The organism is Pseudomonas sp. UBA6699, assembly GCF_002454615.1.
Classification (GTDB): Bacteria; Pseudomonadota; Gammaproteobacteria; order Pseudomonadales; family Pseudomonadaceae; genus Aquipseudomonas; species Aquipseudomonas juntendi.
Genome location: NZ_DKJF01000043.1, coordinates 43,009 through 57,423, shown reverse-complemented (window position 1 = coordinate 57,423; position 14,415 = coordinate 43,009). Strand labels below are relative to the sequence as shown.

The 14,415-nt window shown below is 64.2% G+C and carries 13 protein-coding genes; 8 read left to right on the top strand and 5 right to left on the bottom strand.

Annotated features, from left to right (window positions below):
- The first annotated feature begins 27 nt into the window (after positions 1-27).
- From mnmA to B3361_RS08150, 6 genes are all read left to right on the top strand, one after another.
- Entirely contained in the window at positions 28-1,152 is a 1,125-nt protein-coding gene (gene mnmA / locus B3361_RS08175) for a tRNA 2-thiouridine(34) synthase MnmA (RefSeq protein ID WP_029887826.1), read from the top strand.
- Positions 1,149-1,769 carry a high frequency lysogenization protein HflD gene (hflD, locus tag B3361_RS08170; RefSeq protein ID WP_029887825.1) on the top strand — a complete coding sequence of 207 codons (621 nt, stop codon included), beginning with the start codon at positions 1,149-1,151 and terminating at the stop codon, positions 1,767-1,769. The genes mnmA and hflD overlap by 4 nt, the downstream gene beginning before the upstream one ends.
- Before the next feature lie 140 nt (positions 1,770-1,909).
- Entirely contained in the window at positions 1,910-3,280 is a 1,371-nt protein-coding gene (gene purB / locus B3361_RS08165) for an adenylosuccinate lyase (RefSeq protein ID WP_154211427.1), read from the top strand.
- Between the two features lie 81 nt (positions 3,281-3,361).
- Positions 3,362-4,528 carry a cupin domain-containing protein gene (locus B3361_RS08160; protein WP_054904221.1) on the top strand — a complete coding sequence of 389 codons (1,167 nt, stop codon included), beginning with the start codon at positions 3,362-3,364 and terminating at the stop codon, positions 4,526-4,528.
- Positions 4,521-4,949: a GNAT family N-acetyltransferase gene (locus tag B3361_RS08155; protein WP_009683126.1), complete on the top strand. Its 429-nt coding sequence runs from the start codon at positions 4,521-4,523 to the stop codon at positions 4,947-4,949. Before B3361_RS08160 ends, B3361_RS08155 begins: the two co-directional genes overlap by 8 nt.
- A gap of 167 nt (positions 4,950-5,116) precedes the next feature.
- Entirely contained in the window at positions 5,117-7,078 is a 1,962-nt protein-coding gene (locus B3361_RS08150; RefSeq protein WP_054904222.1) for a DNA topoisomerase III, read from the top strand.
- Positions 7,079-7,183: 105 nt separating this feature from the next.
- Here the strand turns inward: B3361_RS08150 and B3361_RS08145 are convergent, their stop codons facing one another.
- The 3 genes from B3361_RS08145 to B3361_RS08135 all read right to left on the bottom strand — a co-directional run bounded on the left by B3361_RS08145 (position 7,184) and on the right by B3361_RS08135 (position 10,371).
- Positions 7,184-8,281 carry an extracellular solute-binding protein gene (locus tag B3361_RS08145; RefSeq protein WP_054904223.1) on the bottom strand — a complete coding sequence of 366 codons (1,098 nt, stop codon included), beginning with the start codon at positions 8,279-8,281 and terminating at the stop codon, positions 7,184-7,186.
- Complete coding sequence (aguA, locus tag B3361_RS08140) at positions 8,281-9,390, bottom strand: agmatine deiminase (RefSeq protein WP_054904224.1); 1,110 nt, start codon at positions 9,388-9,390, stop codon at positions 8,281-8,283. Before aguA ends, B3361_RS08145 begins: the two co-directional genes overlap by 1 nt.
- A 93-nt stretch (positions 9,391-9,483) precedes the next feature.
- Entirely contained in the window at positions 9,484-10,371 is an 888-nt protein-coding gene (locus B3361_RS08135; protein WP_054904225.1) for a LysR substrate-binding domain-containing protein, read from the bottom strand.
- Between the two features lie 157 nt (positions 10,372-10,528).
- Here B3361_RS08135 and B3361_RS08130 point away from each other — a divergent pair, with 157 nt between their 5' ends.
- Both B3361_RS08130 and B3361_RS08125 read left to right on the top strand, forming a co-directional pair.
- On the top strand, positions 10,529-11,818 hold the full coding sequence (locus B3361_RS08130; RefSeq protein WP_054904226.1) for an NAD(P)/FAD-dependent oxidoreductase: 1,290 nt from the start codon (positions 10,529-10,531) through the stop codon (positions 11,816-11,818).
- Positions 11,819-11,923: 105 nt separating this feature from the next.
- Positions 11,924-12,703 (top strand): TSUP family transporter, encoded by a 780-nt coding sequence (locus tag B3361_RS08125; RefSeq protein ID WP_054904227.1) that lies wholly within the window; start codon positions 11,924-11,926, stop codon positions 12,701-12,703.
- Here B3361_RS08125 and nudC read toward each other — a convergent pair.
- A complete protein-coding gene (gene nudC / locus B3361_RS08120; RefSeq protein WP_054904228.1) occupies positions 12,671-13,501 on the bottom strand; it encodes an NAD(+) diphosphatase in 831 nt (276 codons plus the stop codon). The two genes, B3361_RS08125 and nudC, sit on opposite strands and share 33 nt — an antisense overlap.
- Positions 13,502-13,536: 35 nt before the next feature.
- A complete protein-coding gene (locus B3361_RS08115; protein ID WP_047149924.1) occupies positions 13,537-14,349 on the bottom strand; it encodes a crotonase/enoyl-CoA hydratase family protein in 813 nt (270 codons plus the stop codon).
- Positions 14,350-14,415: the final 66 nt, after the last annotated feature.

Here is a 14,415-nt window from a genome sequence, read left to right as displayed (position 1 = left end):
TTTCCCCCTTGATACACACCGGTACCCATGACCAGCCCAGCACTCAAAGACCCCGCCAAGACCCGCGTCATCGTCGGCATGTCCGGCGGCGTGGACTCTTCCGTCTCCGCCCTTCTGCTCATCGAGCAGGGCTACCAGGTGGAAGGGCTGTTCATGAAGAACTGGGAAGAAGACGACGGCACCGAATACTGCACCGCCCGTGAAGACCTGGCCGACGCCCAGGCCGTGTGCGACCGCATCGGTATCAAGCTGCACACCGCCAACTTCGCCGCCGAGTACTGGGACAACGTGTTCGAGCACTTCCTCGAAGAGTACAAGGCCGGCCGTACGCCCAACCCGGACATCCTCTGCAACCGCGAAATCAAGTTCAAGGCGTTCCTCGACTATGCCCTGTCGCTGGGTGCAGACCTGATTGCCACCGGCCACTATGTACGCCGCCGCGACACCGGCGCCGTTACCGAACTGCTCAAAGGCCTGGACCCGAACAAGGACCAGAGCTATTTCCTGCACGCCGTTGGCGGCAAGGAAATCGCCCGCACGCTGTTCCCGGTGGGCGAACTGGAAAAACCCGAGGTCCGCGCCATTGCCGAAAAACACGGCCTGGCCACTGCCAAGAAAAAGGACTCCACCGGCATCTGCTTCATTGGTGAACGCCGCTTCAGCGACTTCCTCAAGCAGTACCTGCCCGCCCAGCCAGGTAATATCGAAACCACCGAAGGCGAGGTGATCGGCCGCCACCATGGCCTGATGTACCACACCATCGGCCAGCGCCAGGGCCTGGGTATCGGCGGCCTGAAGGACGCCGGTGACGAGCCCTGGTACGTGCTGCACAAAGACCTGACCCGCAACGTGCTGGTGGTCGGCCAGGGCAACGAACACCCATGGTTGTTCTCCCGCGCCCTGCTCGCGTCGGAAATCTTCTGGGTCAACCCGGTAGACCTGAGCAGCCCGCGCCAGCTCACCGCCAAGGTACGCTACCGGCAGAGCGACCAGCGCTGCACCCTGGCGCTGACCGACGGCGGCTACCGCGCCGTGTTCGACGAGCCCCAGCGCGCCGTGACGCCGGGCCAGTCGGTGGTGTTCTATGATGGCGAGGTGTGCCTGGGTGGCGGCGTGATCGAGGCGGCCGAGCCGTGGAGCCCGCGGGCATGAGCACACTGCGCGAGCAATTGATTGCCCTGGGCGGCGTCTTCCAGGCAGCCGTGCTGGTTGACCGCATCGCCCGCACCGGCCAGGCCAGCGAGGCCAACATCGGCTGCATGCTGGGCAGCTTGCTGGTACGCGACCCCAAAGACACCCTGGAAGTGTTCGGCGGCGACGACCTGAACCTGCGCGATGGCTATCGCGCGCTGGTCGGCGCCCTGGAGCGCGACCCCAGCAGCCTGCAGCGCGAGCCCCTGCGCTACGCCCTGTCGATGCTGGGCCTGGAGCGCCAGTTGAACAAGCGTGGCGACCTGCTCGACACCATCGGCAACCGCCTGCCACAAATCCAGTCGCAGGCCGATCATTTCGGCCTGGTTCACGAAAATGTCATCGCTTCCAGCGGAGCCTTGTACCAGGACACCTTGAGCACCCTGCGCCAGCGCATCCAGGTACACGGCGACATGCGCTTCCTGCAGCAGGCCAGCAACGCCTCGAAAATCCGCGCCCTGCTGCTCGCCGGCATTCGCGCCGCGCGCCTGTGGCGCCAGCTGGGCGGGCACCGCTGGCAACTGGTGTTCAGCCGGCGCAAACTGTTGAACGAGCTGTACGACATGATGCGAGGGTAAGCTGCAAGCTCTAAGCTACAAGCAGCAAGCAGAAGCAGCACGTCGGCTTTTACTTGCTACTTGCAGCTTGAAGCTCGCCGCCTGCCTTTTTCATGTATGATACGCGCCCTTCCAAAAGCCTGACTGTCCGAGAACACCCCATGCAGCTTTCTTCGCTCACTGCGGTTTCCCCTGTAGACGGCCGTTACGCCGGCAAAACCCAGGCCTTGCGCCCCATCTTCAGCGAATTCGGCCTGATCCGTTTCCGCGCCCTGGTCGAAGTGCGCTGGTTGCAGCGCCTGGCCGCCCACCCGCAAATTGGCGAAGTGCCGGCGTTCTCCGCCGAGGCCAACGCACTGCTGGACACCCTTGCCAGCGATTTCAAGCTTGAGCACGCCGAGCGCGTCAAGGAAATCGAGCGCACCACCAACCACGACGTCAAGGCGATCGAATACCTGCTCAAGGAGCAGGCCGCCCAGTTGCCTGAGTTGGCCAAGGTCAGCGAGTTCATCCACTTCGCCTGCACCAGCGAGGACATCAACAACCTGTCCCACGCCCTGATGCTGCGCGCTGGCCGTGACGACGTGCTGCTGCCGCTGATGCGCCAGATCGCCGAGGCCATTCGTACCCTCGCCCACGCCCACGCCGACGTGCCGATGCTGTCGCGCACCCACGGCCAGCCGGCTTCGCCGACCACCCTGGGCAAGGAACTGGCCAACGTCGTGTACCGCCTGGAGCGCCAGATCGCCCAGGTTGCCGCCGTACCGCTGCTGGGCAAGATCAACGGCGCCGTGGGCAACTACAACGCCCACCTGTCGGCCTACTCGCAGATCGACTGGGAGGCCAACGCCCGCGCCTTCATCGAAGACGAGCTGGGCCTGCAGTTCAACCCGTACACCACCCAGATCGAGCCGCACGACTACATCGCCGAACTGTTCGACGCCATCGCCCGCTTCAACACCATCCTGATCGACTTCGACCGTGACGTATGGGGTTACATTTCGCTGGGCTACTTCAAGCAGAAGACCGTCGCCGGCGAAATCGGCTCTTCGACCATGCCGCACAAGGTCAACCCGATCGACTTCGAAAACTCCGAAGGCAACCTGGGTATCGCCAACGCCCTGTTCCAGCACCTGGCCAGCAAACTGCCAATCTCGCGCTGGCAGCGTGACCTGACCGACTCCACCGTGCTGCGCAACCTGGGCGTGGGCTTCGCCCACAGCGTCATTGCCTACGAAGCCAGCCTCAAAGGCATCGGCAAGCTGGAAGTGAACGAAGCCCGCATCGCCGCCGACCTGGACGCCTGCTGGGAAGTGCTGGCCGAACCGATCCAGACCGTGATGCGCCGCTTCAACATCGAAAACCCCTACGAAAAGCTCAAAGAGCTGACCCGTGGCAAGGGCATCACCCCACAAGCGCTGCTGACCTTCATCGACGGCCTGGACATGCCAGCCGAAGCCAAGGCCGAGCTCAAGCTGCTGACCCCTGCTACCTACATCGGTAACGCGGCAGCCCAGGCCAAACGCGTCTAAGCAGACCGCCGCATACAACGCCCGGCCTGGCCGGGCGTTTTTATTCCCGTACGAAAATTACGTTTTTTCAATAGGTTGAACATGAATCCTGATACTCCACTGCAGCTGCTCGGCGGCATCTCGGCCCGCGAATTCATGCGCGACTACTGGCAGAAAAAGCCGCTGCTGGTGCGCCAGGCCTTCCCGGACTTCATCAGCCCAATCGACCCCGACGAGCTGGCTGGCCTGGCCCTGGAGGAAGAAGTCGAGTCGCGTATCGTGCTGGAGCATGGCGCCCACCCGTGGGAACTGCGCCGTGGCCCGTTCACCGAAGAGACCTTCGCCGAGCTGCCGGAAAAAGACTGGACCCTGCTGGTACAGGCCGTCGACCAGTTCGTTCCGGAAGTCGCCGAGCTGCTGGAGAACTTCCGCTTCCTGCCCAGCTGGCGCATCGATGATGTGATGATCAGCTTCGCTGCCCCTGGTGGCAGCGTTGGCCCGCACTTCGATAACTACGACGTGTTCCTGTTGCAGGGCCACGGCCAGCGCAACTGGAAGGTCGGCCAGGTGTGCAGCAGCGACAGTGCGCTGCTGGAGCATGCCGACCTGCGTATCCTGGCCGAGTTCGAGCAGGGCGAAGAATGGACCCTGGAGCCAGGTGACATGCTGTACCTGCCACCACGCCTGGCCCACTACGGCGTTGCCGTGGACGAGTGCCTGACCTACTCGGTTGGCTTCCGTGCCCCTAGCGCCGCCGAAGTACTCACCCACTTCACCGACTTCCTCGGCCAGTTCCTGCCCGACGAAGAACGCTACAGCGACGCCGACGCCCAGCCTGCCAGCGACCCGCACCAGATCCAGCATGACGCCCTCGACCGCCTCAAGGCGCTGCTCGACAAGCACATGAACGACAAAGACCTGCTGCTGACCTGGTTTGGCCAGTTCATGACCGAACCGCGCTACCCGGAACAGATCGTCGGTGAAGAGCTGAGCGAAGAGGAGCTGGTCGATGCGCTGGAGCAAGGCGCCATCCTGATCCGCAACCCGAGTGCCCGCCTGGCCTGGTCGGAATTCGAAGACGACCTGCTGCTGTTCGCCAGCGGCCGCAGCTGCCCATTGCCTGGCAAGCTGCGCGAGCTGCTGAAACTGGTGTGCGCGGCCGACGCACTGCACATCGACAACCTCGGCGAATGGCTGCAGGATGGAGATGGCCTTATGCTGGTACAGCAACTGGTGAAACAAGGAAGCCTGGGATTCGCCAATGAATAAGATTCGTGTGCGCCTCGCCGACTGGCACAAGGACAACGCCGACATCCGCCGTATCCGTGAAGCGGTGTTCATCGCCGAACAGCACGTGCCGCCGGAGCTGGAATGGGACTCGGAAGATCCGACCGCCGTGCACTTCCTGGCCCTGGAAGGGGACTATCCGATCGGCACCGCCCGCCTGCTGCCCGATGGCACCATCGGCCGGGTCTCGGTATTGAAGGACTGGCGTGGGCTGAAGGTGGGTGACGCACTGATGAATGCGGTGATCGTCGAAGCGCAGAACCGTGACCTGAAGCAGCAGATGCTCAGCGCCCAGGTCCACGCCACGCCGTTCTACGAGCGGCTGGGCTTCCGCGTAGTCAGCGAAGAGTTCCTCGAAGCCGGCATCCCGCACGTAGACATGGTGCGCGACTCGCGCCCCTGACCCATAGCTTTTACCGGCCTCTTCGCGGGAAACCCGCGAAGAGGCCGGTAAAGGCAGGTGACATGCTCACTCACAAAAAGCTGTACATCCATCCAGATAAAACTTGCCTCCGCGCCCCTGCTTGCGCATCCTAGTGCTCATCATTCCTCGATGAAGCGTTCCCGGCCATGCGCCTGTTCCTCTGCGAAAAACCCTCCCAGGCAAAAGACATCGCCAAAGTGCTCGGCGCCACCCGCAAGGGCGACGGCTGCTGGCAAGGCACCAACGTCTGCGTAACTTGGTGCATCGGCCACCTGCTGGAAACCGCCCCGCCCGACAGCTACGACGAACGCTACAAGCGCTGGAACCTGGCCGACCTGCCGATCATTCCAGACAAATGGAAGATGCTGGTCAAACCCAAGACCGCCAGCCAGTTCAAGGCGGTCAAGCGCCTGCTTGGCGAAGCGCGCGAGCTGGTAATTGCCACCGACGCCGACCGTGAAGGGGAAATGATCGCCCGCGAACTGGTCGAACATTGTCGCTACCGTGGCCCGGTGCAGCGCCTGTGGCTGTCGGCGCTGGACGACGCCTCCATCCGCAAGGCCCTGGCGCGCCTGCTGCCCGGCCACGAAACCTTCAACCTGTACCACTCGGCGCTGGGCCGTTCCCGCGCCGACTGGCTGATCGGCATGAACATGAGCCGGCTATTTACCCTGCTGGGCCGGCAATCCGGCTACCAGGGCGTGCTGCCCGTGGGCCGGGTGCAAACGCCCACCCTGCGCCTGGTGGTTGACCGCGACCGCAGCATCGCGAACTTCGTGCCGGTGCCGTTCTGGGCTATCGACGTGCAACTGGAACACGCCGGCCAGGGTTTCAACGCGCAATGGCGGGCGCCGGAAGACGCCTGTGACGACCAGGGGCGCTGCCTGAACCAGGCACTGGCGCAACGAGCGGCTGCCGATATCGGCCAGGCCGCCACCGCAACGGCCATGAAGGTGGCCACCGAGCGTGTGCGCGAAGCAGCACCATTGCCCTTCGATCTCGGTACCCTGCAAGAGCTGTGCTCGAAAAAATTCGGCCTCGGCGCCCAGGAAACCCTCGACATCGCCCAGGCGCTGTACGAAACCCACAAGCTGATCACCTACCCGCGCAGCGACTGTGGCTATCTGCCGCAAAGCCAGCACGCCGAGGCAGCAGCCATCCTCGCCGCGCTGCAACGGGCCGATGCCAGCCTGGCGCCCCTGCAGCCCTACCTCGAGCCGCAACGCCGCTCGCGGGCCTGGAACGACGCCAAGGTCAGTGCCCACCACGGCATCATCCCCACTGCCGCTGCCAGCGACCCGGCGCGCCTGCCAGCCAAGTACAAGGCGGTGTACACCCTGATCCGCGCCCGCTACCTGGCGCAGTTCCTGCCCAACCACGAGTTCGACCGCACCCAGGCCGACTTCGACTGCGCGGGCCATGCCCTGCGCGCGGTGGGCAAGCAGATCGTCGAGCCCGGCTGGCGCCGCGCCCTGCCCGAAGCCCTGACCCCGGGCAAAGGCCGCGAGGCGCCCCCCGCCCAGGTGCTGCCAGCATTACGCGAAGGCCAGGACTGCAGCGTGCAAGGCCTGCAACTCAAAGACCTGTGGACCCAGCCACCCAAGCCCTTCACCGAAGGCGACCTGATCAAGGCAATGAAGAACGTCGCCAAGCTGGTGGACGACCCGCGGCTGAAACAAAAGCTCAAGGAAACCACCGGCATCGGCACCGAGGCCACTCGGGCGAGCATCATCCAGGGGCTGCTAGACCGCGGCTACCTGGTGAAGAACGGCAAGGCATTGTCGGCCACGCCTGCCGCGTTCAGCCTGATCGACGCCGTGCCCCGTGCCATCGCGGACCCAGGCACGACGGCCATCTGGGAACAGGCCCTGGACATGGTGCAGAGTGGCGAGATGAGCCTGGAAGACTTCGTCGCCCGGCAGTCGGCATGGATGGGCAAGTTGGTGGAGCGTTGCCAGGGTATGCGCATGACCATCAGCGGGCCGGCAGCCGGGGCGGCGCCGCCGTGGAAGAAGAAGCGGCGTAGCGGTGCTGGAAAAAGCAAACCGACTGGGAGCAAGCCGGCGGCTGGCAAGCCGCGTCAGCCTCGGAGGAAGGCGGCAACCTGACACTTGTGCATTGCAAGTACCGGCCTCTTCGCGGCTTAAGCAGCTCTCACCTGTGGAAGCGGGTTCAATCGCGAAGAGGCGAGTACGGTCACTGCAAATCACCCATCAGGTACCGCTTTTCAACCGGCTGAACGCCCGGGTGAGCTCGCGGTTGAATGCCTTGCCATTGTCATTCTTGCTATACAACCGCGCCCTCACCTCAGCCGGTGGGTAGATTCCCGGGGCATTGCGAATATCTGCATCCACCAGGCCATCAGCCGCGGTGATCGCATTGGCGTAGTGAATGGTATCGGTAATCGGCGCGATCACTTCCGGGCGCATCAGGTAGTCCATCAGCTTCCAGGCCGCCTCGGGATGCGGCGCATCCTTGGGCACCACCAGCGCATCGAGCCAGATCAACGTGCCTTCCTGCGGAATGCTGTAATCCAGCACGAACGCCTTGCCCGCCTGCTGCGCCTGCCCTTGGGCGATAGCCACATTGCCGTTCCACGACATCGCCACGCAGGTTTCGCCATTGGCCAGGTCGTTGATGTTGCGATCGTTGTCGAAGTAACGAATGTACGGGCGGACCTTGCGCAACTGCGCTTCTGCCGCCTTCAGATCTTCAAGGCGCTGCTGGTTGATGTCCAGGCCCATGTAGCGCATCACCGCGGCGAACACTTCATTGGGGTCGTTGAGCAGGCTTACCCCGCAGTCGGCGAATTTCGCCACCACTTGCGGGTCGAACAGCATAGCCCAACTGCCCAGCGGTGCGTCGGCCATGCGCATGGTCACGGCCTGCTGCTGGTAACCCACGCCGGTGGTGCCCCAGGCATAGGTCCCGGCGTAGCGGTTGCCTGGGTCGAACACAGCCATGTGCTGGCGAAATTCCTCGCCGATACCCGCCAGGTGCGGCAACTTGGCTTTGTCCAGCGGCTCCAAGGCGCCGCTGGCGATCGCGCGGCTCAGGTGCTGGCCGGCACTGAGCACAACATCGTACCCGCTACCCCCGGTCAGCAGCTTGGTCTCAGCGGTTTCCAGCGAGTCGAAATGGTCGGCGACCACCCGGATGCCGGTTTCCTTCTCGAAATTGCGCAGGGTATCCGGGGCGAGGTATTCGCCCCAGATATACAGATTGACGCTGGGCTGTTGTGCGTCGGCCGCCAGGGCCACCGATGCCGTGCAGCCCAGGGCGACCGCAGCCGCCAGCGTGGTCAGTTTCATCAGCGGCGGCCTCCGGCGTATTGCGGCATGGTGATGCAGGCGACGTTGCCGCCACCGAGCAGGATTTCGCGGGAGTTGTCGATGCCGATGATGCGGTGCTCGGGGAACAGTTCGGCAAGGGTCGCCTGGGCGACGCTGTCGTTGCGGTCACCGAACAACGGCACGACGATAGCCGAGTTGCCGGCGTAGTAGTTGATGTACGACGCGCAGATGCGGGTCCCGGCCTCGCGCAGGTGAGTCCCTTCGACCTGGTCCAGGCCTGCCGCCTCCTCGGCAGTCCACTGCAATACATCGGGCTGGGGCAGCTTGTGCACCTTCAGCTCTCGACCGCGGGCATCGCGGGTGCTGCGCAGGATGTCGTAGGCCTCCTGATAGATCTCCCACTGCGGGTCATCGCGGTTATCGGTCCACTGCAGCACCACTTCGCCTGGGCGCACGAAGCACGCCAGGTCGTCGACATGGCCATCGGTCTCGTCGAACTTGCAGCCACGGGGCAACCAGATCACCTGGTCCGCGCCCAGGTAATCCTCCAGGCGGCGGGTGACCTCGGCTTTGCCCAGGTGCGCGTTGCGATTACGGTTGAGCAGGCACTGCTCGGTGGTCAACAGGCTGCCCTGGCCGTCACTCTGAATACCGCCAAGCTCGGCGATCAATGGGGCGCGGTAACGGTCCAGGCCTTCGATTTCGAGCATTTTCTGGGCGATCTGGTCGTCCTTGTCCCACGGGTAGTAGAGGCCACCGTCGAGCCCACCGTAGGCGTTGAACTCGAAGTCGACGCCGCGCACCTCACCGCTGCTGTCGTTGACCATGAAGCAAGCACCGCTGTCGCGAAACCAGGTGTCGTTGCAGGTCATTTCCACCACCCGCACCTGCGGCGGCAGCATGCGCCGGGCGTTGGCGTACTGGGCAGCAGAGGCGCAGACCGTGACGGGCTCACTGGACGCGATTGCGCTGACGATATCGACCCAGACTTTCTGCGCAGGCTTGGCACCATTGCGCCATACGTCCGGGCGCTCGGGCCAACCGAGCCAGCATCGCGCCTTGCGCTCGAATTCGCCAGGCAAGCGGAAACCATCGGCTTTGGGGGTGGTGGTGAGCGAACGTGCCATGGATCAACCTCGTGTCGGTGAGCGATGACTGCACGCTACGCCGCCCCGCGCTGGGCATCCAACGATGAAAACTCAGCGATAGCTGAATTCAATTCAACTGTCACCCAGCTGTTCAATGAACCAGTCGATGAATTCGGCCACCGGCGCCCGTTCCAGGCGCAGCCGCTCGCACACCAGCGCGTACTGCCCCTGTGCCGTCACACTGGCACTGAACGGACGTACCAGCCGGCCGCTCTGCAAATCAGCCTGACAGGTCAGGTTGTCCCCCATCGCAATGCCTTGCCCCAGCGATGCGGCCTCCAGGGCCAGGGCGGCATGGGGGAAATACAACTGGCGGATGGGCAAGGCGTCTTCGGCGTGGGTGGCCAACCAGGTGGTCCAGGTGCGGCCGTCCTGGTCATCATGCAGCAGGCAGTGGCGCACCAGATCGCGCGGGCGCTTGAGGCCGCCCTGGTTGAACAGCCCCGGGCTGCACACCGGGAAGAACTGCAGCAGCGGCAAGGGCCGGACGAAGTGCGTGCTGGCGTCCAGGGCGCTGGTACCGTAAGTGATGGCCAGGTCGACATCCAGTGCCGGAGCGCCGGCATCGATCGGCTGATCGTGCAGGTGCAAAGTGATGTGCGGGTAACGGCTGCTGAAGTCAGCCAGGCGCGTCACCAGCCATTTTTGTGCCAATTCAGCGGTCACCGCCACCCGCAACACCGCCTGGGAGCCAGGGTCACGCAGTTCGTCGCAGGCCTTGCCGATCAGTTCGAAGGCTTGTTGCAGGTGATGCAGCAGGCGCCCGGCTTCGGCACTGGGGCGTACCTGGCGGCCGACACGCCCGAACAGGACAACACCGAGTTGCTCCTCGAGTTGGCGAATCTGGTGACTGACAGCGCTGTCGGTGACACACAATTCGGCGGCGGCGCGGCCGAAGTGGCCGTGGCGGGCAGCACACTCGAAGGTGCGCAAGGCAGTCAATGAAGGCAGGCGGCGCATGGTGTTTTCATGATAGGGCCTTGTGTCGCGCAAGGGCCGCAAAGCGGCATCCGATCATATATCCAACCACGGTGGAAAAACGAACAGGTTGGCTTCATGAAAATACGATGCTAGATTTTCATGAAAATAATCATAATAAATTTCATAAGGCCCACGCATGTTCAAGCAATCCGCTCAGCACGTCGCCAGCTACTACGCCCAGACCTACCCCACCAGCATCCCTCTGCGCCCTACCCTGCAAGGTCGCCACGACACCGAGGTGCTGATCATCGGCGCCGGTTTCAGCGGCCTGCACACCGCCCTGCGCCTGACCCAGGCAGGCAAGCGCGTGACGCTGCTGGAAGCCAGCCGCGTGGCCTGGGCCGCGTCCGGTCGCAACGGTGGCCAGGCGCTACTGGGCTGGTCCTGCGATATGGCGCCGCTGGAAAAGGCCCTGGGCGTCGAACGCACCCGGCGGCTGTGGACCAGCATGTGCTGGGCCGCCGACGAAATGCGCGAACTGCCCGAACGCCATGGCTTCGACATCGATTACCGGCAGGGCAGCCTGTGGACCGCCGTGCTGCCGCGCCGTGTGAAGATACTCGCAGAAGCCCTGCACGACGCCGAGCACAAATGGGGCTACGACGCCCTGCGCCTGATCGGTCGCGACGAGCTGCCGCAATGGATCCACAGCTCACGCTACCAAGCCGCGCTGTACGACGCCAAAGGTGCTCACCTCAACCCGCTGAAGCTGGCCCAGGGCCTGGCCAGCACCATCGAGGCCGCTGGCGGGGGCATCTACGAGCAGAGCCAGGTGCTCGACTACCAGCAGGCCGGCAGCGGCTACGTCGCCCGTACCGAGCAAGGCGAAGTACGCTGCGACGTGCTGGTGCTGGCCTGCAACGCCTATATCGACCGCCTCGACCGCGGCCTGGCGCGCCGCCTGTTGCCGGTTGGTTCCTATCAGGTAGCCACGGCACCGCTGGACGCCGACCTCGCCCGCTCGCTGCTGCCGCGCAACAGCTGCGTGATCGACAACCAGTTCGTCCCCGACTACTTCCGCCTGACCCCGGACCGCCGCCTGCTGTTCGGCGGCGGCTGCACCTACCTGGGCGGTATTCCCAAGGATGTCGCCAGCGCCACCCGCCCACACCTGGAGCGTGTGTTCCCGCAACTGGCCGGGGTGGCCATCGATTATGCCTGGGGCGGCCACATCGACTGCAGCATCCAGCGCACCCCGGACGTCGGCCGCGCGGACCAACGCTACTGGCTGCAGGGTTTCTCCGGCCACGGCGTGCTGCCGACCCTGGCAGCGGCACGGGCAGTCAGCGACGCCATCCTTGGCGATGACGACCTGCTGACGCTGTACCAAGGCATCGACAATGGCCACTTCCCCGGCGGTAACCTGCTGGCGGCACCGCTGGAGGCCGCCGCCAAGGCCTGGTACCGGGTGCGGGACCGCGTCTGAAGGGCAAAACTGATGCTGGCAACCTTGGCCTGCGAGGATTACCATCCCGGACCTCGGAGCAGCCATTCCCGCTCCGGCCTTCTTTCCTGCACCTGCCAAAAACCCATGCCCTTCGAACTCACCGTAGAACCCCTCACCCTGCTGATCCTGGCCCTGGTCGCCTTCGTCGCCGGTTTCATCGATGCCATCGCCGGCGGCGGCGGCCTGCTCACCACCCCGGCGCTGCTCACCGCCGGCATGCCGCCGCACCTGGTACTGGGTACCAACAAGCTCAGTTCCACCTTCGGCTCGGCCACCGCCAGCTTCACCTACTACAAACGCAAGCTGTTCCACCCGGCGCAGTGGCGCCCGGCGCTGTTCGCCACGCTGGTGGGCGCGTTGATCGGGGCGATCGTGGCCCATTACATGCCAGCCGAATGGCTGAACAAGATGCTGCCGGTCATCGTCTTCGCCTGTGGCGTGTACCTGCTGTTCGGCGGCACGCCCAAGGCACCGCTGGACGCCGATGCCCCGATCAGAAAAAAATGGCAGGCCCCACAGGGCTTTACCCTGGGTTTCTATGACGGCGTGGCCGGTCCGGGCACCGGGGCGTTCTGGACGGTCAGCACCCTGCTGCTGTACCCCATCGACCTGGTTCGCGCCAGCGGCGTGGCGCGCAGCATGAACTTCGTCAGCAACATCGCGGCGCTGACGGTGTTCATCATTTCCGGGCAGGTCGACTATATCGTCGGCCTGTGCATGGGCTTGTCGGTGATGGTCGGTGCCTTCTTTGGCGCACGCACGGCGATCAGCGGCGGCAGCAAGTTCATCCGCCCGGTGTTCATCACCGTGGTGCTGGCATTGACCGTGCGCCTAGCGTGGCAGCACTGGTTCGGGCAGGCCTAAGCGGCGAGCGACATAGAGGTCGATCAGGTAGCGCGCAATAGAGCGCCCAGCCGGCAGCGGCGGCAAGTCGTGCACGCTGAACCACTGGGCGTCCTCGATCTCGTCCGGCTGCATGACGATCTCGCCACCCGCGTATTCGGCATGGAAGCCCAGCATCATCGAGTGCGGGAACGGCCAGCACTGGCTGCCGACGTACTGGATGTTCTGCACCTCCACCGCCACTTCTTCACGCACTTCGCGCACCAGGCAGTCCTCGGCCGACTCGCCCGGCTCGGCAAAGCCTGCCAGGGTGCTGTATACCCCCGTGACGAAGCGCGGCGAGCGTGCCAGCAGGATTTCGTCGCCACGGGTTACCAGCACGATCATGCTGGGGGAAATACGCGGGTAGCTGCGCAGGTCGCAAGGCTGGCAGTACATCGCCCGCTCCCAGCGGATTTGTGTCATCGCCTGCCCGCAGCTGCCGCAGAAACGGTGCTCGCGAGCCCAGGTGCCGATCTGCGCGGCATACCCCAGAACCTTGTAGGTGTCGAAGTCACCCTCCAGCATGAACGCGCGCAGGCCGCGCCAGTTGCAACCGGGCACGTCGCTGGCAGCGCGCAGTTCCAGCAGGAACACAGGCTGGCCGTCGAAGTGGCCAATGCCGTGTTCGCACAACACATCCAGGCCCTGGCGCTTGAGCCAGTCACGAGCGAACAACGCGCCGTTGGCGTCGTGCAGAAACCCTTCCGGGCTGCGCGCCACGGCCAGCCCGCCGGTGATCTGAGGGTCGAGTACTGCGGTAGTCCAGCGTGCTGACATCTCGGGTTTCCTTTACTGCGCGTGCGCCGGCCCGATCAGTCGGCGAACGTCGGTTTCTGTTTGCTCATGTGCGCGGCCACAGCCACGCGCAGGTCTTCGGACTGCAGCATCGCGGCGTTCCACGTGGCGATGTAGTCCAGGCCATCGTCGATGCGGTGGTCGCGCATGTAGCTGAGCATTTCCTTGGTGCCCGCCACCGCGATCGGCGATTTTGCAGCAATCTGGCGGGCGATGGCAAAAACCCCGTCCAGCAGCGCGGCGTGGTCATCATAGACCCGGTTCACCAGGCCGATGCGCAGCGCCTCGTCCGCCGCGACATTGCGCCCGGTGAACGCCAGCTCACGCATCATGCCGTCGCCGATGATACGTGGCAAACGTTGCAGCGTGCCGACATCGGCGGCCATGCCCATGTCGATTTCCTTGATCGAGAATTGCGCGTCACTGCTGCAGTAACGCATGTCACAGGCCGAGATCAGGTCGATGGCGCCACCGATGCAATAGCCCTGCACCGCCGCCAGCACCGGTTTACGGCAGCTGTCCACGGCGGTGAACGAGGCTTGCAGGCGCTGTATGGTCTTGCGCAGGAAGCGCGCATTGCGGCCCACGTCCTTGCCCATCTCCCCGGCCAGCGAGGCCAGCATCATCAAGTCGATTCCGGCCGAGAAGTGCTTGCCGGCACCGCTGATGACCACCGCACGCACGGCGTCGGTGTCGTCGATCCACTGGAAGATATCGACAATCTCTTCCCAGAAGGCCGCGTTCATCGCGTTGACCTTCTCCGGGCGGTTGATCTGAACGTGGGCGATGCTATCGGTCAGCTCGACCTTGAATGCGGTGTATTCGGTCACGAACGGAACTCCTAGGGTTGGATGGTTCACCATCGTGGATGGTAACCCAGCTGGAGCAGACAATGG

Coding starts and splice junctions, on each gene's coding strand:
- mnmA (WP_029887826.1), top strand. CDS start 28: ATGACCAGCCCAGCACTCAAAGACCCCGCCAAGACCCGCGTCATCGTC.
- hflD (WP_029887825.1), top strand. CDS start 1,149: ATGAGCACACTGCGCGAGCAATTGATTGCCCTGGGCGGCGTCTTCCAG.
- purB (WP_154211427.1), top strand. CDS start 1,910: ATGCAGCTTTCTTCGCTCACTGCGGTTTCCCCTGTAGACGGCCGTTAC.
- B3361_RS08160 (WP_054904221.1), top strand. CDS start 3,362: ATGAATCCTGATACTCCACTGCAGCTGCTCGGCGGCATCTCGGCCCGC.
- B3361_RS08155 (WP_009683126.1), top strand. CDS start 4,521: ATGAATAAGATTCGTGTGCGCCTCGCCGACTGGCACAAGGACAACGCC.
- B3361_RS08150 (WP_054904222.1), top strand. CDS start 5,117: ATGCGCCTGTTCCTCTGCGAAAAACCCTCCCAGGCAAAAGACATCGCC.
- B3361_RS08145 (WP_054904223.1), bottom strand. CDS start 8,281: ATGAAACTGACCACGCTGGCGGCTGCGGTCGCCCTGGGCTGCACGGCA.
- aguA (WP_054904224.1), bottom strand. CDS start 9,390: ATGGCACGTTCGCTCACCACCACCCCCAAAGCCGATGGTTTCCGCTTG.
- B3361_RS08135 (WP_054904225.1), bottom strand. CDS start 10,371: ATGCGCCGCCTGCCTTCATTGACTGCCTTGCGCACCTTCGAGTGTGCT.
- B3361_RS08130 (WP_054904226.1), top strand. CDS start 10,529: ATGTTCAAGCAATCCGCTCAGCACGTCGCCAGCTACTACGCCCAGACC.
- B3361_RS08125 (WP_054904227.1), top strand. CDS start 11,924: ATGCCCTTCGAACTCACCGTAGAACCCCTCACCCTGCTGATCCTGGCC.
- nudC (WP_054904228.1), bottom strand. CDS start 13,501: ATGTCAGCACGCTGGACTACCGCAGTACTCGACCCTCAGATCACCGGC.